At 69.9% G+C, this 20,444-nt stretch carries 22 protein-coding genes; 11 read left to right on the top strand and 11 right to left on the bottom strand.

Going from position 1 to position 20,444, the window contains the following annotated elements:
* Nucleotides 1–56 precede the first annotated feature (56 nt).
* The 6 genes from BO996_RS28095 to BO996_RS28070 form a co-directional block, all read right to left on the bottom strand.
* Complete coding sequence (locus BO996_RS28095; RefSeq protein WP_071956949.1) at nucleotides 57–1,115, bottom strand: FecR domain-containing protein; 1,059 nt, start codon at nucleotides 1,113–1,115, stop codon at nucleotides 57–59.
* A complete protein-coding gene (locus BO996_RS28090) occupies nucleotides 1,112–1,627 on the bottom strand; it encodes a sigma-70 family RNA polymerase sigma factor (protein ID WP_012207690.1) in 516 nt (171 codons plus the stop codon). The genes BO996_RS28095 and BO996_RS28090 overlap by 4 nt, the downstream gene beginning before the upstream one ends.
* A gap of 137 nt (nucleotides 1,628–1,764) precedes the next feature.
* Nucleotides 1,765–4,290: a TonB-dependent siderophore receptor gene (locus tag BO996_RS28085; RefSeq protein WP_071956948.1), complete on the bottom strand. Its 2,526-nt coding sequence runs from the start codon at nucleotides 4,288–4,290 to the stop codon at nucleotides 1,765–1,767.
* A gap of 96 nt (nucleotides 4,291–4,386) precedes the next feature.
* Entirely contained in the window at nucleotides 4,387–5,340 is a 954-nt protein-coding gene (locus tag BO996_RS28080; RefSeq protein WP_071956947.1) for a FecR domain-containing protein, read from the bottom strand.
* Nucleotides 5,341–5,342: 2 nt separating this feature from the next.
* Nucleotides 5,343–5,822, bottom strand: a complete 480-nt coding sequence (locus BO996_RS28075; RefSeq protein ID WP_063328624.1) for a sigma-70 family RNA polymerase sigma factor — start codon at nucleotides 5,820–5,822, stop codon at nucleotides 5,343–5,345.
* A gap of 147 nt (nucleotides 5,823–5,969) precedes the next feature.
* Nucleotides 5,970–6,608: a TetR/AcrR family transcriptional regulator gene (locus BO996_RS28070; RefSeq protein ID WP_071956946.1), complete on the bottom strand. Its 639-nt coding sequence runs from the start codon at nucleotides 6,606–6,608 to the stop codon at nucleotides 5,970–5,972.
* 140 nt (nucleotides 6,609–6,748) lie between these two features.
* Between BO996_RS28070 and BO996_RS28065 the strand changes: the two genes are divergently transcribed.
* Genes BO996_RS28065 through BO996_RS28030 form a run of 8 tightly spaced genes read left to right on the top strand, consistent with a single transcriptional unit; the run spans nucleotide 6,749 to nucleotide 13,888 of the window.
* Nucleotides 6,749–8,095: an NAD(P)/FAD-dependent oxidoreductase gene (locus BO996_RS28065; protein WP_043825165.1), complete on the top strand. Its 1,347-nt coding sequence runs from the start codon at nucleotides 6,749–6,751 to the stop codon at nucleotides 8,093–8,095.
* On the top strand, nucleotides 8,092–8,844 hold the full coding sequence (locus BO996_RS28060) for a DUF1365 domain-containing protein (protein ID WP_013800469.1): 753 nt from the start codon (nucleotides 8,092–8,094) through the stop codon (nucleotides 8,842–8,844). Before BO996_RS28065 ends, BO996_RS28060 begins: the two co-directional genes overlap by 4 nt.
* Nucleotides 8,841–10,109 carry an SAM-dependent methyltransferase gene (locus BO996_RS28055; RefSeq protein WP_071956945.1) on the top strand — a complete coding sequence of 423 codons (1,269 nt, stop codon included), beginning with the start codon at nucleotides 8,841–8,843 and terminating at the stop codon, nucleotides 10,107–10,109. The genes BO996_RS28060 and BO996_RS28055 overlap by 4 nt, the downstream gene beginning before the upstream one ends.
* Nucleotides 10,106–10,723 (top strand): hypothetical protein, encoded by a 618-nt coding sequence (locus BO996_RS28050; protein ID WP_071956944.1) that lies wholly within the window; start codon nucleotides 10,106–10,108, stop codon nucleotides 10,721–10,723. Before BO996_RS28055 ends, BO996_RS28050 begins: the two co-directional genes overlap by 4 nt.
* 18 nt (nucleotides 10,724–10,741) lie before the next feature.
* Nucleotides 10,742–12,088: an MFS transporter gene (locus BO996_RS28045; protein ID WP_071956943.1), complete on the top strand. Its 1,347-nt coding sequence runs from the start codon at nucleotides 10,742–10,744 to the stop codon at nucleotides 12,086–12,088.
* Nucleotides 12,085–12,645 (top strand): DUF3833 domain-containing protein, encoded by a 561-nt coding sequence (locus BO996_RS28040; RefSeq protein ID WP_034397282.1) that lies wholly within the window; start codon nucleotides 12,085–12,087, stop codon nucleotides 12,643–12,645. Before BO996_RS28045 ends, BO996_RS28040 begins: the two co-directional genes overlap by 4 nt.
* A 5-nt stretch (nucleotides 12,646–12,650) precedes the next feature.
* The gene (locus tag BO996_RS28035; RefSeq protein ID WP_012207677.1) at nucleotides 12,651–13,442 is read left to right on the top strand and encodes an SDR family NAD(P)-dependent oxidoreductase; all 792 of its coding nucleotides are present in this window, start codon (nucleotides 12,651–12,653) and stop codon (nucleotides 13,440–13,442) included.
* 5 nt (nucleotides 13,443–13,447) lie between these two features.
* The gene (locus BO996_RS28030) at nucleotides 13,448–13,888 is read left to right on the top strand and encodes a nuclear transport factor 2 family protein (RefSeq protein WP_071956942.1); all 441 of its coding nucleotides are present in this window, start codon (nucleotides 13,448–13,450) and stop codon (nucleotides 13,886–13,888) included.
* Here the strand turns inward: BO996_RS28030 and BO996_RS28025 are convergent.
* A complete protein-coding gene (locus BO996_RS28025; RefSeq protein ID WP_071956941.1) occupies nucleotides 13,872–15,239 on the bottom strand; it encodes an aminotransferase-like domain-containing protein in 1,368 nt (455 codons plus the stop codon). The two genes, BO996_RS28030 and BO996_RS28025, sit on opposite strands and share 17 nt — an antisense overlap.
* Nucleotides 15,240–15,308: 69 nt before the next feature.
* Here BO996_RS28025 and BO996_RS28020 point away from each other — a divergent pair, with 69 nt between their 5' ends.
* The 3 genes from BO996_RS28020 (at nucleotide 15,309) to BO996_RS28010 (ending at nucleotide 17,217) form a co-directional block, all read left to right on the top strand.
* Nucleotides 15,309–15,713 (top strand): VOC family protein, encoded by a 405-nt coding sequence (locus BO996_RS28020; protein ID WP_012207674.1) that lies wholly within the window; start codon nucleotides 15,309–15,311, stop codon nucleotides 15,711–15,713.
* A gap of 63 nt (nucleotides 15,714–15,776) precedes the next feature.
* Nucleotides 15,777–16,634, top strand: a complete 858-nt coding sequence (locus BO996_RS28015; RefSeq protein WP_043782983.1) for a PhzF family phenazine biosynthesis protein — start codon at nucleotides 15,777–15,779, stop codon at nucleotides 16,632–16,634.
* Nucleotides 16,635–16,656: 22 nt separating this feature from the next.
* The gene (locus BO996_RS28010) at nucleotides 16,657–17,217 is read left to right on the top strand and encodes a DinB family protein (protein WP_071956940.1); all 561 of its coding nucleotides are present in this window, start codon (nucleotides 16,657–16,659) and stop codon (nucleotides 17,215–17,217) included.
* On the opposite strand, the gene BO996_RS28005 is transcribed toward BO996_RS28010, so the two are convergent.
* Genes BO996_RS28005 through BO996_RS27990 form a run of 4 tightly spaced genes read right to left on the bottom strand, consistent with a single transcriptional unit; the run spans nucleotide 17,187 to nucleotide 20,381 of the window.
* The gene (locus BO996_RS28005) at nucleotides 17,187–17,945 is read right to left on the bottom strand and encodes a glycosyltransferase (RefSeq protein ID WP_071956939.1); all 759 of its coding nucleotides are present in this window, start codon (nucleotides 17,943–17,945) and stop codon (nucleotides 17,187–17,189) included. The genes BO996_RS28010 and BO996_RS28005 overlap by 31 nt on opposite strands.
* Nucleotides 17,942–18,550, bottom strand: a complete 609-nt coding sequence (locus tag BO996_RS28000; RefSeq protein ID WP_071956938.1) for a class I SAM-dependent methyltransferase — start codon at nucleotides 18,548–18,550, stop codon at nucleotides 17,942–17,944. The genes BO996_RS28005 and BO996_RS28000 overlap by 4 nt, the downstream gene beginning before the upstream one ends.
* The gene (locus BO996_RS27995; RefSeq protein ID WP_071956937.1) at nucleotides 18,547–19,305 is read right to left on the bottom strand and encodes a PIG-L deacetylase family protein; all 759 of its coding nucleotides are present in this window, start codon (nucleotides 19,303–19,305) and stop codon (nucleotides 18,547–18,549) included. The genes BO996_RS28000 and BO996_RS27995 overlap by 4 nt, the downstream gene beginning before the upstream one ends.
* On the bottom strand, nucleotides 19,293–20,381 hold the full coding sequence (locus BO996_RS27990; protein ID WP_071956936.1) for an acyl-CoA dehydrogenase family protein: 1,089 nt from the start codon (nucleotides 20,379–20,381) through the stop codon (nucleotides 19,293–19,295). Before BO996_RS27990 ends, BO996_RS27995 begins: the two co-directional genes overlap by 13 nt.
* Nucleotides 20,382–20,444: the final 63 nt, after the last annotated feature.

The raw sequence follows: 20,444 nt of genomic DNA, 5'->3' as shown, positions 1-20,444 counted from the left end.
AAGTTTTTTGTGCGGCATGGGGAAATGGCTGGCCCTGGGCTCGCCCTGGGCTGGCCCTAGACGGGCACCAGGGTCAGCCAGTAGCGCGACAGGCCGGCCGCGCGCACCGGGAAGGCGCGCGTGATGACAGCCAGCGCCTTGTCCGTGTCTGCCAGCGGAAACACGCCGGACACGCGCAGGCCGGCCACGGCCGGGTCGCAGGCCAGGCGGCCGGGCCGGTAGCGTGCGAGTTCGCGCACCACGTCGTCCAGCCGCCAGCCGTCCACCATGAGGCTGCCGCCCACCCAGCTGACCAGGGCCGGGTCGGCGGCCTGGGCGGGCAGCATGCCGTTGCGGCTGAAGCTGGCCTGCTGGCCGGCCTGCAGCCGCAAGCTGCGGCTGGGGTCCTGCAGGGGCTGGATTTCCACGGCGTCCTGCAGCACGCTCACCACGGTGTCACCGCCCGCGCCCCCCTGGCTGCGCACGGTGAAGCGCGTGCCCAGCGCCAGGATGCGGCCCTGCGGCGTGTGCACCATGAACGGGCGGCCATCCTTGGCGCCCGCGCCGGGTCCGGCGAGGGAATGGGCGGTCTGCACCAGGATCTCGCCCTCGCGCAGCACCAGCAGCCGGCGCGTGGGATCCATGGACACATCCACCGAAGTCCGGGTGTTCAGCGTCAGCTCGGACCCGTCGGCCAGCGTGACGGTGCGGCGCTCGCCCGTGCCGGTGCGGTAGTCGGCCAGCCAGGAGCGCACGCCGCCCTGCCCGCCGGCCAGCTGCCATGACAGGCCCGCCACGGCCCCGCTGCCCACCAGTGCGCCGATGCCGCGCAGCACCCGGCGGCGGCTGCGCCGGCTGGCCTGCAGCGTGGAGGCGGCCAAATGGCCCGGCACGCGCTGCAGCATGGACTGCAGGGCGTCGAAATGCCGCCATGCGCGCTGGTGCTCGGGGTGGGACTCATGCCAGCGCTGCCAGGCGGCACGGTCGGCGTCGGTGGCATCGCCGGAGCACAGGCGCGCGTACCAGGCAATCGCTTCCTGGCGGATGCGGGCCTGGGCTGGGGTGGTGGTGGTGGGGGTTGGCGAATGTGCAGCCGCGTCCACGGCGCTGTCGCTGTTCGAGGGCAAGGCCGTCATGCGCCGTCTGCCACGATGAGGTAGCAGTGCTCCAGCGCCTTGAGCATGTAGTTGTTGACGGTGCGCACGGTCACCTGCAGCCGGGCGGCGATCTGCGCATAGGTCAGGCCTTCGAGCTGCGAGAGGATGAAGGCCTGGCGCACGGCGGGCTTCATGCCGTCGAGCATGGCGTCGATGGCCACCAGGGCCTCCAGCACGATGGCGCGTGCCTCGGGCGAGGGCGCCTGCGGCTCGGGCAGGGCGGCCAGCGATTCCAGATAGGCCCGCTCCAGCGCCCGGCGCCGGTGGAAATCCACCACCAGGCCGTGGGCGATGGTGGTCAGGTAGGCGCGGGGGTCCACCGGGTCCGCCCGCTCCTTGCGGCCGAGCAGGCGCACGAAGGTGTCGTGGGCCAGGTCGGCGGCATGGTGGGAACAGCCCAGTTTTCTGCGCAGCCAATCGCGCAGCCATCGGTGATGGTCACGATAGAGCGACTGGACCTCGTTGTGCAGCGCGAATTCGCCGGATGACATGCTGACCCCCACAACCGCAAAGATGAATCCCCTGATATCAATGACTTAATGCGATTGGTTCTCATTTTAACCAGGGGGTCGTCCGGGCTGCACGGGTGGGTATTGGCAGGCCCCGGCGATCGGTGCTTGCCCGCAGGTCACCAGGTGTGCGCGTAGCTGATCTTCAGCACCGTGCCGGCCGCTGGCAGGCGGCTGGTGTTGTTGTTGCTGCGCAGCAGCTGGCTGTAGAGCGGGAAGTACTGGCGGTTGAACAGGTTTTCCACGCCCAGGGACACGCGGTTCTTGGGGTCGATCTTCCATTGGCTGATCAGGTCCACCGTGGTGTAGCCCCGCGTGTCATAGCGGCCAAAGCCGGTCTTGCCGTCCAGGCGGTAGTCCTTGGCGGCATACGAGGTTGCCTGCAGGCGGTGGCTCCAGCGGGCATCGGGCCGGTACTCCACATAGGCCGTCAGCTTGAGCGGTGGGATGCGAAAGCCCGTCATGTCCTGGTAGCCGCTGGCGGCCTGGGGCAGCTCGCGACCCTTCATCCAGGTGAAGCTGCCGCCCGCGCTCCAGTGGTCGTCATCGCTGAAGTAGTCCAGGCCGCCTTCGATGCCGTGGATCTTCTCGCGGGTGCGCAGCAGGGACAGGCCGTTGTTGAAGCTTTGCACGGCGCCCAGGTTGGAGCGCGACTGGAAGACGCTGAGATTGGCCATCACGTTGGAGAACTTGCCGCGCCAGCCCATTTCATAGGTGTTGGTCTTGACCGCCTGCAGGTTGGAGTTGCCCAGGTTGAAGGCCGGCGTGGCATTGCGCACCACCACGCCGATGTCCGGCAGCTCGAAGCCCTGGCTGTACGAGGCATAGAACTCCTGGCCCTTCACCGGCGTGAAGACCGTGCCCAGGTTGTAGGTCCAGGCGTTGTACTGGACGGTGCCGCCATTCACGGACTGGGGGTTGGGCACCCGCGATTGCGACAGCGGCGTGAAGTCGTTGAAGCTGGCCTGGGCGCGGTCGTAGCGCAGGCCGCCTTCGGCCGACCATTGGTCGCTGAACTGGTGCTGCAGCTGGGCGAAGGCGCCGATGCTGCGCGTGGTGACCGGGGGCATGTAGATCAGGCGCCCGGTCTTGTTGAAGACCAGGCCGCCGCTGGCGTCATAGGCCCTGGGGTCGAAGATGTCGATGGGCATGTCGGTGCGCTCCTGGTGGAAGTCCGCACCCCAGATCAGCAGGCTTTTCTTGCTGGCGCCCAGCGGCGTCTTCAGTGTCAGGCGCCCGCCAAAGACCTCGGAGTTCTGCATGGACTGGTCGACATTGGCGCCCCGCACCGGCACGGCGCGTGCGTCGAAGGGCGCAAACCGCGTGAAGAAATCCCGGTAGTAGAGCTGGGCGGCCAGCGTGCTGCCTGCGATGTCCCGGTTCTCGTAGTCCAGGCCCAGCATGGTGTTCTTGATCTGGTTCTGGTCGGCCAGCACCAGGCCCTTGATGGGGCGGGCCGCAGCCGTTCCGGCCGGCAGCCGCGCCACCGACGGGTCGGAGGCGTAGTCCGTATCCTGGGCCGCGTTGTAGTGGCTGGCGGTCAATTGCAGGCGCTGGTCGGCATCGAGCTTGAAGCCGATCTTGGCCGAGGCGTTGTAGATGTTGGAGTCGAACAGGTCGCCCTGGCTGGGCTCGGGCGCAATGCGGTTGCCCTTGGCGTCAAAGGCACCGCCCATGTGTTTTGCGCCCAGGCTCACCGAGTAGTCGACCACCTCGCCGCCGCCGGACAGGTAGTGCTGCACCTCGCCGCCCAGCCCCGCGCCGCGCAGGCGCGACAGCGGGGCCGAGCCGGTGACGATGGTCTCGGCCCGCGTCTCGCCAGAGGGCCGCTTGGTGCGGATGGAGACAATGCCGCCCGCCGCACCGCTGCCGTAGATGGCGCTGCTGCCGCGCAGCACCTCGATCTGCTCGATGTCGGCCGGGTTGATGTTGGCCAGGTTCCTGGACGAGTCGCGGTTGGTGTTCAGCGGAACGCCGTCCACCAGCACCAGCATGTTGCGGCCCCGCAGCGTCTGGCCGTAGTCGGTGATGGTGTGGCTGGAGTCCGCCATGCCAGGCACCACCTTGCTGAGCATGGTGGCCAGGCTGTCCGAGCCCTGGCGCAGCTGCTCCACCTCCTGGCCTTCCAGAATCGTGACCTGCCGCGAGGGCGCGACCAGGTTGTTCTGCGTGCGCGCGGTCACCGTGATGGCGGCAAGTTCCGTGGCCTCTGCTGCGGCTGGGGCTGCGGCCGGCGCTGCGGGCACGGCCGCTGCAGCGGACGGCGCCTGGCGGGCCGCCGCAGGCAGCTTCTCCAGCGCATAGTTGCCCGCACCCACGCGGCGTGCTGTCCAGCCTGACGTGTTCAGCAGCTGCGCAAAGCCGTCCTCCACGGAGAACGTGCCGGACAGGCCGCGTGTCTCCATGCCACCGAGCTGCTGCAGGTCCATGCCCAGGTTCACGCCTGCCTGTGCGGCAAAGGCCATCAGCGCCGGGCCCAGCGGACCCGGCTGGATCTGGTAGCTCCGGGCAGCGGCGCTGGCGGCCGGCTCGGCCGCCTGGACTGGCAGCGCGTGCAGCAGCAGCGAGGTGCTGACGGCCAGGGCCGCCAAGGCGGTGGCGCGCAGGCTGGCGCGTGGTCCGGCGGTGGAAGAAGGGGAGTGCATGGTGTTCTGTCCTCTGGGCGGTCGATGAAAGTGCTTTTCACACCCCTTGACAGGCGAGATTGAAAAACCGGACAGCCCTGGCAAAAAAAATCCAAATCAGCGCCGCGTCACCGTCACCCAGTACCGGCTGCGCTCGTGCACGCGCACCGGCAGGGTCTGGGCCAGCAGGGCCAGGATGCGGTCGGTGTCTTGCAACTGGTACGTGCCGGAGACGCGCAGGTCGGCGACATCGTCATCGCACCGCACAAGGCCTTCGCGGTAGCGCGACAGCTCGGCCAGGAAGTCCTGCAGCCGCAGGTTCTCGGCATAGAGCACGCCCAGCGTCCAGGCCGAGTCCCGCGCCGCCACCGGGCGGGTGGCGCTGGCGCCATGGCCGTCGAAATGCAGTTGCTCGCCCGCATGCACCACCACGGCCTTGGCCGATGCTGCCGGCGTGACGCGCACCGCGCCTTCCAGCACGGCCAGCGCCGTGCCGTGCTCCAGCTTGCGCACGATGAAGCGCGTGCCCAAGGCCTGCATCTGGCCGTCGTCTGTCTGCACCATGAAAGGCTGGGAGGCGTAGGGCGGGGCATGCGCGGTCTCGACCAGGATTTCCCCCGCATGCTGGCGGATGCGCCGCGCCGTGCCATCCATGCGCACGCTGATGGCCGAGGCCGTGTTCAGCTGCACGCGGCTGCCATCGGCCAGCGTGACCGCGCGGCGCTCGCCCTTGGCCGTGCGGTAGTCGGCCGTCCAGTCCTGCCAGGGCAGGTGGCGCCAGGCCAGCCAGCCCAGCGCGGGCGTGGCCAGGGCCAACACGGCCGAGCGCAGCAGCTGGCGCCTTGCGGCCGAGGGACGCGCGCGGTTGAGCGTGGCCATGCCGACGGCGCTGGGAACGGCGTTGAAGCGGCCCTTGAGCTGCTCGGCGCACTGCCAGATCTGTTCATGCCGGCTGCTCTGGCTGCGCCAGCGTGCCAGCTCGGCCTGCTCGGCGGCGCTGAAGTCCGAGGCGTGCCTGCGGGCCAGCCAGCGGGCAGCCTCGTCCAGGATGCGTGCGTCTGCGGCCTGCATGCTCAGCGCTCCAGCATCACCAGCAGGCATTGCCGAAAGCCCTGGGCCATGTAGCGCGTCACGGTGCGCACGCTCAGTTGCATGTGGGCGGCAATGTCCTCGTAGGACAGGCCTTCGAGCTGGGACATGAGAAAGGCCGTGCGCACCTTGGCGGGCAGGGCGTCCAGCAGCGCATCGAGCTCCTGCAGCGTCTCCAGCAGGATGGCCCGCGCCTCCACGGACAGCACGGTGGCCTGGGGCAGAAGGTGCAGGGAGGCCAGGTAGGCCTGCTCCAGCGAGCGGCGCTCCAGGTGGTTGACCAGCAGCCGCCGGGCCACCGTCGTCAGGTAGGCGCGGGGCTCCTGGATGTCCTCGATGGCCTGTGTCCTGGCGCTGACCCAGATGCGCGTGAACGTGTCCTGGGCCAGGTCGGCCGCATCGCAGCGGTTGCCCAGCCTGCGCTGCAGCCACGCGACCAGCCAAGGGTTGTGCTGCGCGTACATGCTGCCCAGAGCCTGGCTGGCGCCACTGTCGGTGGATGGATGCACTTGCCGGGCCTTTCCTCTTGTGCGTCAAAGAACTCCCGGCATTTTATCCAGTTGATATGAATTCTCATTTGCATTGAGGCCGCAGCGGCCCGGGCCGGCCGTTCAACGGGCTGCGGCCAGCCCGTCGAAGGTCGTGCTCGTGACCCAGTCGATGATTTGCGCGTGCGTGTACTGGCCCGATTCCTTGAGCAGGGCCACCACCGGATCGCAGGCCCGCGCGAACAGCGTGTAGAGCACCAGCTCGGCCGGCAGCGCGGGCTGCAGCTGGCCGCTGGTCTGGGCCTCGGTGATCCAGATGCTCAGGCGGTTGCTCAGGGCGATCAGCCGGTCCATGTAGGCATCGTTGGATTGCAGGGAGGCGCTGAGGTTGGAGTTCTGCGCCGGCAGGGAGGGCATTTCGCCTTCCAGCTGGGTCTGCATGGCCCAGCATGTCACGGCCTTGAGCTGGTCCAGCGGGCGCACCGGCGTGCCGGCCTCGGCGGCCTGGGCCGCCGTGTCGCGCAGGCCGTCCACAAAGGCCAGGGCGCGGTCCAGCACGCCCACCATGGCGGCGCCCGCCAGTTCTTCCTTGGAGGTGAACAGCTTGTACAGGCTGGCCTTGGCCATGCCGGCCTCGGCCGCGACCTCGTCCACCGTCATGGCGTCGTAGCCCTTGGTGGCCAGCAGCCGGTTGACGGCCGCCACGATGGCCTGCTCGCGCACGCGCTGTATCTGTTCTTTGATGGAGGAGCGGCTAGTCATAGCGATATTTTAGACCTCGCAGGTCATATCTGATACCAAATAGTGCAAAGCGGGTATGTTTGGTTTATAGTTTGAACTCATCAGTTCACGATTTGGTCTTTGTGGTCTAGTCGGGCTGTTCAACCAAGAAGGGCGCCTCCATGCATCGCATTGCTGTCATCGGTTCGGGGATTGCGGGGCTGGCCGCAGCGAGCCGCCTGGCCGCGGCGCCGGGCGGGCCTGCCGTGACCTTGCTGGAGGCGGGCGGCCATTTCGGGGGGCACGCCAACACGGTGGACCTGACGCTGGGCGGCGTGAGCCAGGGCGTGGACACCGGCTTTCTGGTCTTCAACCACCGCACCTATCCGCTGCTGACGCGTTTGTTCGAGCAATTGCAGGTGCCCACGGCTGCCGCCGAGATGTCGTTTTCCGTGCAGGTGCCTGAGGCCGATGGCCGCGCGGGCCTGGAATGGAGCGGCAGTTCGCTGGGCGGCGTGTTCGCGCAACGGGGCAATCTGCTGCGCCCGCGCTTTCTGAAGATGCTGGCCGAGATCCTGCGCTTCAACCGCCTGGCCACGCGCATCGCCCAGGAAGGCGATGAAGCGCGGCTGCGCAGCGCCATCGGCGATTTTCTGGACGACCACGGCTTTGGCGCCGCCTTCCGTCAGGACTACCTGCTGCCCATGATGGGCTGCATCTGGTCCTGCCCCACCGACCAGATGCTGCGCTTTCCCGTGGCCACGCTGATCCGCTTTTGCCACAACCATGGACTGATCCAGGTCACGGACCGGCCGCAGTGGCACACGGTGCGCGGCGGCTCGCGCCAGTACGTGCGGCGCATGGTGGCCGCGCTGCTCAAGGACGGCCGCCACGAGGCGCGCCTGAATGCGCCCGTGCTGGGCCTGCGCCGCGCCGCGCATGGCGCGCTGCTTCAGACGGCGAACGGCACGGAGCCGTTCGACGCCGTGGTGCTGGCCTGCCACAGCGACCAGGCCCTGCGCCTGCTCGGCAGCGATGCCACGCCACAGGAGCGCAGCGTGCTGGGCGCCATCCGCTACCAGCCCAACCAGGCCGTTCTGCACACCGATGCCAGCGTGCTGCCGCGCAGGCAGGCGGCCTGGGCCGCCTGGAACTACGAACGCGCGGCCGACCCGGGGCGGGACCAGGCCGGCGTCTGCCTGCACTACCTGCTCAACCGCCTGCAGCCCCTGCCGTGGCAGCAGCCCGTGATGGTTTCGCTGAACCCGGTGCGCCCGATCGATGAAGGCCAGGTCCATGCGCGCATCGAGTACAGCCATCCGGTGTTCGACCTGGCGGCCATCGAGGCCCAGGGCCGCGTGGCCGGCGTGCAGGGCCAGCGCCGGACCTGGTTCTGCGGCGCATGGTGCGGCTACGGCTTTCACGAAGACGGCCTGCGCTCGGGCCTGGACGCGGCCGATGGCCTGCTGCGTGCCCTGCCGGCCTTGCCCGTTCTGCCCGCCAGCGCGGCCTTCGAGGGGGTCGCATGACGGCCCGCCCCCTCATCGGCTTCGGCCATGTCTGGCACCGCCGCCTGCGGCCTGTCGAGCATGCCTTCCGCTATCCCGGCTACTTTCTGATGCTGCCGCTGCGCAGCCTGCGCACGCAGCCGGACGCCGCGCTGCGGCGCAACCGGCTGGGCTGGCTGAGCTTTCATGACAGCGACCACGGCGAGGGCGGCTGCGACGCACTGGCCTGGTTCGAGCAGCTGCTGCACAGCGAAGGCATAGCCGACGCCGATGGCGAGGTCTGGCTGCACACCTTCCCGCGCGTGCTGGGCTACGTGTTCAAGCCGGTGAGCTTTTGGTATGCGCACCGCGCCGACGGCTCGCTGGCCGCCGTGCTGGCCGAGGTCAACAACACCTTTGGCGAGCGCCATGCCTATCTGCTGGCGGGGCCGGACCTGGACTGGGGCCGCGAGCAGGTGGCGCGCAAGCAATTCCATGTCTCGCCGTTCTGCGAGGTGCGCGGCGAGTACCGCTTCCGCTTCGAGCGCGGCGAAGACCGCACCCTGGCGCGCGTGGACCTGCACGACGAGGACGGCCCGCTGCTGCAGACCAGCGTGGGCGGCGTGCTGCACCCGCTCGACGGCGCCACCGTGCGCCGCGCCTTCTTCGGCACGCCCCTGATGACGCTGGGCGTGGTCGCCCGCATCCACTGGCATGCGCTGCGCCTTTGGGCCAAGCGCGTGCCTTTCCATGGCAAACCCTCCGAGCCCAAGCGCTTCGTCACACGATGAACACTACCGCCGCCCCCCTGCTGAGCCCCTCCGCGGCAGCGCCGCGCCGCACGCCTGCACGGGCGCGCCGGGTGCTGAACCTGCTCGAACGCCTGCCCCACGGGCAGCTGGACCTGGAGCAGCCCGATGGCCGCCTGCTGCACCTGCCCCGCCCGCCGTCGGGGGCTGCCGATGCGCATTGCGTGCTGCACGACTGGCAGGCGCTGGAGCGCACGCTCAAATCGGGCGACATCGGGCTGGCCGAAGGCTATATCGCCGGTGAGTGGGACAGCCCCGACCTGGCCGCCCTGCTGCGGCTGTGCATGGCCAACCGCGACCATGTGCAAAGCCTGGTCTATGGCAGCTGGTGGGGCCGGCTGGGCTACCGCCTGCGCCATCTGCTGCAGCGCAATACGCGGGCCGGCAGTGCCAGGAACATCCATGCCCATTACGACCTGGGCAATGATTTCTACCGCCTGTGGCTGGACCCGGGCATGAGCTACAGCGCGGCCTGGTTCCAGGGCCGCACGGGCCAAGCGCTGCGCAACGCGGACCTCCAGGAGGCCCAGCAAGCCAAGCTCCGGCGCACGCTGGACGAAGTGCGGCTGCAGTCCGGCCAGCGCCTGCTGGAAATCGGCTGCGGCTGGGGTGGGCTGGCCGAGGCGGCGGCGCAGGAGTTCGGCGCCCGGGTCACGGGCGTGACCCTGTCGCGCGAGCAACTGGTCTGGGGGCAGCAGCGCATGCAGCAGGCGGGCCTGGCCGACGCGGTGGAGCTGCGCTACCAGGACTACCGCGACCTGCCCGCGCGCCATGCGGGCGAGCCCTTCGATGCCATCGTCTCCATCGAGATGTTCGAGGCCGTGGGCCGCGAATACTGGCGCGGCTACTTCCAGACGCTGCGCGACTGCCTCAAGCCCGGGGGCCTGGCCTGCATACAGACCATCACGCTGCGCGAGGATCTGTTCGCGCGCTATCTGCGCTCCACCGACTTCATCCAGCAGTACATCTTCCCGGGCGGGCTGCTGCCCAGCATTCCTGCCTTCGAGCAGGAGGCGCGCCGCGCCGGCCTGGTGGTGGAGCGCCGCATGGCCTTCGGCCGCGACTATGCGGAGACGCTGCGGCGCTGGCGCCAGGCCTTCGATCACAACCTCGACGCCGTGCGGGCCCAGGGCTTTGACGAACGCTTCGTGCGCATCTGGACCTTCTACCTGGCCTACTGCGAGGCGGCCTTCGACACCGGCAACACCGATGTCGTCCAGTTCACGCTGCGCAAGCCCCTGCCATGACAGCCCCGCAACCTCACGCGCGCCGCGCCCCCAGTGCACCCCGCGCCCCCCGCCGCAAGGCCCTGGCCTGGGGCGCCGCCTGCGTCCTTGCCCCTTCATTGATCACCATGTCCAACGCCCTGCACGCCATCACCCCGACCGCCGAACTTCCGGCCGAACTGCGCAGCACCCTGCCGTCCGCGCGCCTGATGGGCACGGCCGTGCTGCGCTTTTTCGGCCTGCGCGTCTATGAGGCGCGGCTGTGGGCCGCGCCCGGACTGCTGCCCGAGGACTACGCCCGCCACCCGTTTGCGCTGGAGCTGGTCTACGACCGCAAGCTCGAAGGCGCGGCCATTGCCGAGCGCTCCATCGCCGAAATGCGCAGGGTCGGCAGCTTCACCGAAGGGCAGGCCCGCCAATGGCTGGACCTGATGAAGCAGGCCTTTCCCGATGTGGTGGCCAAGGACCGGCTGCTGGGCCTGAACGACGGGCAGGGCGATGTGCGCTTTTTCCACAACGGCCGGCAGACGGCGCAACTGCGCGATGCCGACTATGCGCGCCTGTTCTTCGGCATCTGGCTGGCGCCGCAGACCTCGGCGCCTGCCATGCGCACCTCGCTGCTGGGCCAGGGCTGAAGGCCAGCGGACCATGCCATGACCTCCGTCCCGGCCCCCGCTCCCGCCCCCGTGCTGCCCTGGCGCACAGGGCTGGCCTATGGCGGGCTGGCCGCGCCGCTGGCCTTTGTGTCCCTGCCCCTGTATGTGAACCTGCCCTACCACTACGCCAGCGTGGCCGGCGCGCCGCTGGCCGGGCTGGGCGCGGTGCTGCTGGCCACGCGGGCGCTCGATGCCGTGGTCGATCCGGCCATTGGTCGCCAGGCCGACAGGCTGCTGCGCCAGGGTGTGCGGCCGGCCTGGAGGGCGGCTGCGCTGGGCAGCCTGCTGATGGTGCTGGGTTTCGGGGCGCTGTGGCATCCGCCGCGCGGCTCCGAGACCGCCATGCTGGGCTGGCTGGCCGGCAGCCTGCTGGTGTGCACGCTGGCCTACAGCTTCGTCACCATCCTCCACCAGGCCTGGGGCACCCGCTGGGGCGGCCAGCCCGCCTGGCGTGCCCGTGTGACGGCCTGGCGCGAGGGCGCCACGCTGGCGGGCGTGCTGCTGGCCAGCGTGCTGCCGGCCGTGATGGGCCTTGATGCCACCAGCGCCGTGCTGGCGCTGGGCCTGGTGCTGGGACTGATGGGGCTGTACCGGCTCCGGGCGCCCGTGGCTCCTGTGCCCCATGTGTCCCATGTGTCCCATGTGTCCTCTGCGCCCCGCATGCCGCAAGCGGAGTCCCCGGCCTCGGCCGCGCTGGCCTCTTCCACTTCTCCGTGGGCGGATGGCGGGTTTCGCCGGCTGCTGGCCATCTTCATGCTCAATGGCGTGGCCGCGGCCGTTCCCGCCACCTTGCTGCCCTTCTTTGTGGCCGACAGGCTGCAGGCGCCTGCACTGCAGCCCCTGCTGCTGCTGTGCTTCTTTGGCGCGGCGGCCCTGGGCCTGCCGCTGTGGGTGAAGGCCGTCTCGCGCTGGGGCCTGGCGCCCAGCTGGCGCGCGGGCATGCTGGCCAGCGTGCTGGCCTTCGGCTTCACGCCCTGGCTGGGCGCGGGCGACGCCATGGCCTTTGCCGTGATCTGCCTGGCCAGCGGGCTGGCCCTGGGCGCGGACCTGGCCTTGCCGGGCGCACTGCTCACGGGCGTGATCCACGAGTCCGGCCAGGGCGGCCGGGGCGAGGGCCGCTACCTGGGTTGGTGGACCTGCGCCACCAAGCTCAACCTGGCCCTGGCTGCGGGCCTGGCCCTGCCCCTGCTGTCCGCCGCGGGCTACCGCAGCGGCGGCACCGACCCGGCCGGGCTGCAGGCGCTGGCCTGGGCCTATGGCGGGCTGCCCTGCCTGCTCAAGCTGGCGGCGGCGCTGCTGCTTTGGCGCGCCGAGCGATTGCATTCTTCCTGGAGTCACACATGAGCCACATCACCCACTCCACTTCGTTTTCGCCGCTGCGGCGCGTCTGCCTGGGGGCGGCATTGGCACTGTCCCTGGCGGGCTGTGCCGGGCCTTCGGTCCAGGACTACGCCAAGGAGCAGCCGCAGCTGGACCTGCGCCAGTATTTCAACGGGCCGCTGACGGCGCATGGCATGTTCACGGACCGATCGGGCAAGGTGGTCAAGCGTTTCACCGTGCGCATGACGGGCCGCTGGAATGGCGACGAGGGATCCCTGGAAGAGCACTTCGTCTACAGCGACGGCAGCACCCAGGAGCGGGTCTGGCATATCCGCCACCTGGGCGAGGGCCGCTACAGCGGCCGGGCCGACGACGTGGTGGGCGAGGCCCAGGGCCAGAGCGCGGGCAATGCCATCCGCTGGAGCTATGTGCTGGCCCTGCCCGTGAATGGGCGGGTCTGGAACGTCCACATGGATGACTGGATGTACCTCATGGACGGGCGCACCCTGCTCAACCGCACGGCCATGAGCAAGCTCGGCGTGCACCTGGGCGATGTGACGCTGTCCTTTGTCAAGGAGTGATGGCCATGCCGCTGTTCTCGCGCGGGCTGAACCCGCTGCTGGCTGACTGGAAGGGACGCTCGGCATGGGTGGTGGGCGCCTCCTCGGGCATAGGGCGTGCCACGGCCGAGGCGCTGCACCGGCAGGGCGCCCGTGTGATCGTCTCCGCACGGCATGGCGGCGCGCTGCAGGACTTCGTGCGCGGCCGCGAGGGCTGCCTGGCCCTGCCGCTGGACGTGACCGATGCCGCCGCCGTGGATGCGGCCGCCCAGGCCGTCCTGGCCCACGCGGGCGGGGCGCCCGACCTGATCCTCTACTGCGCAGGCCACTACCGGCCCCTGCGCGCCACCGAGTTCGACCTGGCCGAGATGCAGCACCACCTGGCCGTGAACTATGGCGGCGTGCTGCACCTGCTCGATGCCGCGCTGCCCATGCTGCTCAAGGCTGGCCGGGGCCATCTGGCCCTGGTCGGCTCGGTGGCCGGCTACCGGGGACTGCCCATGTCCCTGGCCTATGGCCCCACCAAGGCGGCGCTCAACAACCTGGCGGAAAACCTCTATCTGGACCTGCATGGCCTGGGCCTGGGCGTGTCCATCATCAATCCCGGCTTTGTCGATACGCCGCTGACGGCGCAAAACAGCTTCAGCATGCCGGCCCTGATCGGCGCCGACGAGGCGGCCCGGCATATGCTGCAGGGCTGGGCGCAGGGGCGTTTCGAGATGAATTTTCCGCGCCGCTTCACGCGCTGGGTGCGCCTGCTGCGCTGCCTGCCAGACGCCTGGTATTTCTCTGCGGTCCGCCGCTTCACCGGAGCATGAAACCCATGAGCAGCGGCATATCCGATCCGCGACTGGCCCGCTTGGCCCAGGCCTACGAGGCCCTGCGCCGCGACAACCTGCCGGCGCTGCTGTCCCTGTATGCCGAGCAGGCCCTGTTCAAGGACCCGTTCAACGAGGTGCGCGGCCACGCTGCGATCGAGCGCGTGTTTGCCCACATGTTCGAGCAGCTCGACCGGCCCCGCTTCGCCGTCAGCCACGGCGCGATGCAGGGGGACAGCGGTTTTCTGCTGTGGGAGCTGGGCTTTGTGCGGGCATCCGGCCAGCCCATGCACATCTGCGGCACCAGCTACCTGCAGTTCGATGGCGACGGGCTGGTGGCGACGCACCGGGATTTCTGGGACCCGGTGGAGGAAATCTTCGCCAAGGTCCCCGTGCTGGGCGCCGTGGCCAGGGCGCTGCAGCACAAGCTCAGGGCGCCGCAGTAAGCAGCCGGGCCAGCTGCGCCAGGGCGCCGTCCAGCGCGTCGAAACGCGGCGCACCCAGGCAGATGCGCAGCCCGCTGGCCTGCTCCTGCGGGTCCACCATGAGCGAGCCCGGATCGGTCAGCTTCAAACCCAGCGCCGCTGCGGCCGATACCAGGCGGTCGGCGGCTTCGCGCTCCATGGGCAGCCAGGCGTTGTAGGCCTCGGGGTGCAGCACCAGGCCGGAGCCACTCAGGTGCGAGGCGAGGTGTGATGCGGCCAACCGGCAGCGCCGCTGTGCCTCATGGCGCAGGTCGGCCTGCAGGGAAGCGACCACGCCGTGCGACAGCCATTCATCGATCACGGCGCAGGAGAGGGCCGAAGGCGCCATGGACATCTCCTGCACAAGCTCCACAGCCGCGCCGCCCAGCGAAGCGGGCAGCACCAGCATGCCCACCTGCAGCCCCGGGCCCAGGGACTTGGACAGCCCGTTCACATGCAGCGTGATCTCGGGCGCCAGCGTGGCCAGATGGGCCAAGGGGGCGTGATCGGGCAAGCAGGCGGCATACACGCCATCTTCGATGATCCAGGCGCCTGCGCTGCGGCAGATGTCCACGATCGCCTGCCTGCGCTCCGCGCCCATGGTGGCCGTGGTCGGGTTGTGCAGCGTGGGGGTCAGGTAGACCACCTTGCCTTCGGCGGCGGGAATGCCCTCCAGTGCATCGGCCAGCGCCTGCGGCAGCAGGCCCTGCGCGTCGGTGGCCAGGCCCTGCAGGGCGCAGCCCTTGCGCCGGGCCAGGGCAATGGCGCCGGGGTAGGTGATGCGCTCGGTCAGCAGCCGGCCCCGGGGCTGGCAGACCAGATCGAAGGCCAGGGACAGCGCCTGGCGCGCGCTGCTGGTCAGCACCATGTGGTCGGGTTCCACGTTCAGGCCCAGCGTCTGCAGCCAGCGCACGAGCACGCGCCGATGCTCCAGGTGGCCCTGGGGCGGGGCATAGAAGTTGAAATGATCGGCATCGATGCTGCGCGCAATCCCGGTCAGCGTACGAGCCAGAACGCGCGCACTGATGGCGGCCGGCGGCGCATTGGAAGACAGGTCGATGTCCTCGCCAGCCTGCGCCTGCTGTGACGCCACGAAGGTGCCCCGGCCCTTGACGCTGCGTGTCAGCCCCCGGCGCTCCAGCAGCGCATAGGCCCTGGTCACCGAGCCCAGGCCGATCTGCAGCCTGTCGGCCAGGTCCCTGTGGGCGGGCAGGCGGTCGCCGCCGGCCAGCCGGCCTTCGACGATGTCGTCGGCCAGGGCGCGCGCCAGCCGCTCGGCGGCACTGGCTTCAATGCGCGCAAGACGGGGCGTCCAGGGGGAGGGCAGGAGCATGGTCGGGGCAAGGAAAAAATGAGTGTGCCGTGACACTATTTCATTTGTTGATAGTGTAACGTTCACTCCATGTTCAGCCACATCACCGTCGGCGCCCGTGATCTCGAGCGGGCCGGCCGCTTCTATGACGCGGTGCTTTTCCCGCTGGGACTGCAGCGCCGCGCCGTCCAGCCCGATGGCGGGCCGGCCGCGCTGTGCTGGGTGGCGCCGCCGGCGGCCTTGCCGCGCTTTTATGTCTACAGCCCCTTCAACGGCGAGCCGGCCACGGCGGGCAATGGCGCCATGGTGGCCTTTGTGGCCCCGTCGCCCGACGCGGTGGATGCGGCCCATGCCGCCGGCCTGGCCCGGGGCGGCAGCGACGAAGGCCCGCCCGGCCCGCGCCCGCACTACGGCGATGGCTACTACGGCGCCTACCTGCGCGATCCCGACGGCAACAAGGTCCATGTGGTGCATCGCGCCGATGTGCGGCCGTAGCGCAGATCGGGCCCGCCGCCCGTTTCCCTTTCTTTTCCTTTCCATGCAACAAGGACCGTCTTCATGAGCATTGCCGTTCATATGGTCGACGTTTTCGCCAGCGGCCCGCTGTCCGGCAATCCGCTGGCCGTGATCACCGGTGGGCAGGCGCTGACCACCGCACAGATGCAGCAGCTGACACGCTGGTTCAACCTCTCCGAAACCGCGTTCCTGCTGCCGCCCACGCAGGCGCAGGCCGACTACCGCGTGAGGATTTTCACGCTGGACCGGGAGATGCCTTTTGCCGGCCATCCCACGCTGGGCAGCTGCCATGCCTGGCTGTCCCAGCACGGTGCGCCCAGGAACGCAGGCCACATCGTCCAGGAGTGCGGGGCGGGACTGGTGCAGATACGGCAGGAGCATGGACGGCTGGCATTCGCCGCGCCGCCCATGCTGCGCTTTGGCGCGCCCACCGCCGATGAGCTGGATGCCGCGCTGCGCATGCTGGGCATCACTGCCGAAGAGGTGCAGGCCGCCTCGTGGATAGACAACGGCCCCGGCTGGCTGGGCATCCGCCTGGCCTCGGCCGAGCAGGTGCTGGCGCTGAACCCGGCCCGGCAGTGGCCCACGCGCATGGACGTGGGCGTGGTGGGACCCTATGCCAGGGGTGTCGGCGGTGCCAGCCCTGCCGCCTGCGAGGTGCGCGCCTTCTTCTCCGATCACCAGGGCGCCATCGTCGAAGACCCCGTCACCGGCAGCCTCAACGCCTCGCTGGCGCAGTGGCTGTTTGCGACGGGGGTGATGGACAGCGACTACATTGCCGCCCAGGGCCGCTGCCTGGGCCGTGACGGCCGCATCTTCCTGACCCGTGACGGCACGGGCCAGGTCTGGGTGGGCGGCACGGCGCGCACCCATGTCGAAGGCGCACTGAGCGGCCTTTGATCCACACCGAAAGAACCCACGAATGACAGCGATACAAGAGAGCCCGCGCGCTCCCGTCTCATCGGCCAGGGCCAACCTGAAAATGCTGGTGCGCTACAAGGCCTGGGCCAACGGCCTGACCTTCAAGAGCGTGATGGAGCTGCCCGAAGGCGAGGCCCTGAAACAGCGCCCCACGAGCTTCGGCAACATGGTGCGCACGCTGAACCACGTCCTTGTGGTGGAGGACATCTTCAGGCACCACCTGCAGGGCCACAAACATGGCTACACCATGCGCAACACCGACCACACGCCCACGCTGCCGGCGCTGTGGGAATCGGTGCAGGCAATGGACCGCTGGTATGTGGAGTTCGTCGATGCGTGCCCGGATGAAGACCTGGCGAAGGTCGTGCACTTCGAGTTCGTGGGCGGCGGGCAGGGCGCCATGACGCGCGAGCAGATCGTGCTGCACGTGGTGAACCACGGCAGCTACCACCGTGGCTTTGTCAGCGACATGATGTACCAGGTGCCCTTCGTGCCGCCGGCCAACGACCTGCCGGTTTTCCTCAGGGACTGCTACCGCGTGGACGAGCCGGCCTGCGGTTGATGCAGGGCCAGGGCCTGCTGCGCCAGGGCGCCCTGGAGCACGGGCAGCTCAGGCGGCGCGTCCCCGGGCAGGGCCCATCCCTGGCGCAGCGCACCGGCAAAACCGTCGGCCACGCGCGAGTAGGCGCGGCCGCTGGTCATCACCCGGGGCCGGGCCGACCAGGCGATGCGGGCGCCGCCGGCCGCCAGGCGGTCCACCAGGTCCTGGTCCTCGCCGCAGGTGCGTGCGTCGAACCCGCCGGCCTGGCGGTAGTGCCAGGCTGAGATGCCCAGGTTGGCGCCGTGCACGTGGCGATGGCCGTCGCGGTCCGTGTAGGTGGTCTCGAAGTGCCGCCGCGCCGTGTCCGCCTGGACGCCGTGGGCCGACCAGTCGGCCACTTGCACCGTGCCGCAGACCACGTCGGACTGAAGCGCCAGCTGGTCTGCCAGCCAACTCTGGGAGACCGTGGTGTCGGCATCCGTGAAGGCCAGCCAGCGGGCGCCCAGCAGCAGCAGGTACTCCGACCCCAGCGCGCGGGCCTTGCCCACGTTGCGCGCGGCAATCGGCAACGGGATGGCGGGCCAGCGGCGCACGGCCGATTCGGTGGCGTCCTGGCAGCTGTCCAGCACCACGACGACGGCCACGGTCTCGCCCTGCAGGTCGGCATGGGCGGCCGCGCAAAACACGCTGTCCAGGCAGCGGCCTATGAGGTCTTCCTCGTCATGGGCTGGGATGCACACGCCGATCATCTGTCCGTCCTTTCAGGGGTTTTCTGCCAGATGTCCAGCTGGAAATCCGGCTCGCTGTGGCTCAGCAGCAAGTGCAGCTGCGCATGGGCCGACACGCTGTCATGCAGGGTGCGAGTGGTCTGCAGGTGATCGTGCGCCCCATGCCGCCAGTGGCACATAAGCCAGTGGCCGCCGCCCTGCAGCGAGGCCAGGCACTGGCGGTTGAAATGCGCCAGGGCTGCGTCGTCGAAGTAGTAGGCGAGCTCCGAGACCACGATGAGATCGAAGCCTTGCTGCGGCACCTGGGGCACCTGTGGCCATTGCCAGGGCAGGGGCAGGGCCTGCAGGTCCAGGCGTGCGCGGTCCTGCGGCGCAATCCGCTGGCGGCACAGATCCACGGCCCTGTCCGAGAAATCGACGGCGCACAGCCGGTCGCAGCGCTGCAGCAGGCGCTGCGTGGCCTCGCCATTGCCGCAGCCGGGCTCGAAGCCGTGGGCATAGCGCTCGCGCGGCAGGGCGGCCAGCAGCAGGTCGCGCTTGCGCCGCTCGTACCAGCGCGATGCGACCTGCCAGGGGTCGGGGTCGGCCTGGTACATCTGCTCGAAGTGCTGCCTGGCGCCGTTCATAGAAACACCACTTCAAACGGACGCAGCAGGCGCTGCGTGGCCCAGGACGGCAGGACGGCGTCGCGGCCCGTGGACGGGTCTGGCAGCAGCTGGCTGCGAAAGCACGACAGGGCCTTGCGCTTGAGCGCCAGTTCCTGCGGTGCCAGCGCAATGGCGGCGGCGCGGTGCCAGGGCACGCGCGCGTCGCCGGGCTCGGCCCAGTGCCAGGCCCAGATCGGCAGCTCGAAGAGCCGGCAGCCCGTGTGCCGGGCCGCCGTGGCGCAGGCCTGTCCCGTGACCTCGTGGTCCGGGTGACCGTCTTCGCGCCAGGTGCACAGCAGCGCGTCCGAGGGCTGCAGCAACTGCTCCAGCCGCTGCAGCAACTGCGCTGCATGCTCGGCGATATGGCCGTCGGGCAGGCCCAGCCGCAGCACCTGCGCCTGCGGCGCAAGCAGGGCCAGGGCCTGGGTGCTCTCCTGCACGCGCTCGCGCACCAGACGCTGCGGGGGCCACAGCGTCGAGTCGGGGTGGCTGGCTCCGCCATCGGTCACGGAGACGATGAGGCAGGGCATGCCCCGCTCGGCACAGCGGTGCAGCAGGCCGGCGCAGCCCAGGATCTCGTCATCGGGGTGCGGCGCGACGATGACGACGCGGCGCCGGCCGTCCAACAGGTCGTCCATGGATACCTGCGCTGGCCGGCGTTGCGCAAACCAGGCCTGCCAGCGCGATTCGGGCGTGCCCCGGCCCTCTATGAGGCGCGGCTTCACAGCATCCATGCCGCGCCTCCCGGTGCCTGCGAGGCCTGTGCCTTCTCGGCCAGCAGGCGGCCCAGCGCCGCCTGGTCGCGCTCGGCGTGGCTTTGGCGGATGAAAACGGGCAGGTCGGCCATCAGCTGTGCCAGGCCCCTGTTCTTGCACAGCGGGCCGGGACCGATGGCGCGCGGCACGCGCCGCAGCACCTCTTCGGCGGCGGCTTCCACGGCCAGGCGGGCGCGGCTCACGGCCAGCAGGCAGGGGTCCGAGGGCGTGGCATCGATGCAGGCCGCAGCGTCGCGCAGCAGGCCGGCCGCGCTGGCCAGGGCCACGTCCAGCGCGCCCAGGTGGGCCTGGCGGTGCGGGTCCTCGCCTTGACTGACGGCCTGCTGCAGATGGCTGGCGATGCGCGCTGCCGCGCCATGCCAGCAGGCCGCAACACCGGCGCCGCCATGGTGAAAGCCGGGGCGGCTCAGGTACTGGCCCGGGGCCCCGACCAGCACGCCGGTGGCGCCGTCGAAGTGCACATCGGCGCTGGCGCTGGCGGCCATGCCCACGGCCTGCCAGTGGCTGTCGTCCCGGCGGATGCCGGGCTGGTCCATGGTGACGGCGATCAGGCAGCGCTGGCCGTCTGCCAGCCAGCCGCTGACCAGGGCGCGGTCCACGGCGCGTGCGCCGGAGCACCAGGGCTTGTGGCCGGACAGGCGAACCGCCGAGCCTGCCTGCAGCGCCGTGCGTTGCGTGGCGTCGGGAGATGCAGCCGTGGCCTGCACGCGCTCGCCCGGCGGCTCGGCGCACCAGACGGCCCAGCGCAGTCCTTCGGTGGCCAGGTCGGCCTGCAGTTCGGACAGGATGGCCAGGGCGTCGGTATGACCTTCATAGAGCTTGGCCAGGCCCAGGCTGTGGGCGGCTACTTCGGCCAGTGCTTGCCAGCGCTGCAGCGTGTGGCCATGGCCCGGCAGCGGCAGGCGGTCGGCGCCCTGTGCTACCAGCAGGGCCAATTGGTCCGCCGGGGACAGGTCCGCATGGCCGCGCAAGGCCTGGGCCAGCGTGTCGCTGCATGTCCACGCATTGGCGTGCTCGTCGTTGTGCTGGGCCATCACCGCTCACCTTCCTTTTTCGTGCCTTGCGCAGCCTGGAATTGGGGGGAGGCGCCAGGCGAT

Origin of the sequence: Delftia sp. HK171, from assembly GCF_001886655.1 — a bacterium.
GTDB lineage: Bacteria > Pseudomonadota > Gammaproteobacteria > Burkholderiales > Burkholderiaceae_C > Comamonas > Comamonas acidovorans.
This window is presented reverse-complemented; position numbering and strand designations above follow the sequence as displayed.